This window comes from Cereibacter changlensis JA139 (assembly GCF_003034985.1).
Lineage (GTDB): Bacteria > Pseudomonadota > Alphaproteobacteria > Rhodobacterales > Rhodobacteraceae > Cereibacter > Cereibacter changlensis.
The window spans coordinates 1-288 of sequence record NZ_PZKG01000461.1 but is presented as its reverse complement, the minus strand read 5'-3'; the positions used below and the strand labels follow the sequence as shown (position 1 = coordinate 288).

General features: G+C 70.5%; 1 pseudogene. It reads left to right on the top strand.

The window, feature by feature from the left end:
* Positions 1-288, top strand: a pseudogene (locus tag C5F48_RS25620) (hypothetical protein); the annotation flags it as partial.

The window sequence follows — 288 nt, the reverse complement described above, 5'->3', positions numbered from 1 at the left end:
GACGGCTTCGCGCTGATCCTCGGCGATCTGGGCTCGGTGCTGGCGACGGGCGGGGTGCTGACCTCGGTCAGCAGCATTGTCGCGGTGCAGGGCGCCAAGGACACGATCACCACCGGCGACGGCGAGGCCTGGGTCTTCGGCGGCGAGGGTAATGACACGATCACCGATGGCGAGGGCGCCGCGGTCATCCTCGGCGACCTCGGCAGGGTGACGCTGGCGGATGGCATCATCGTCCGGGTCGAGGCCACGGAAGTCCTGCGCGGCGGCGACGACCTGATCACCACCGGC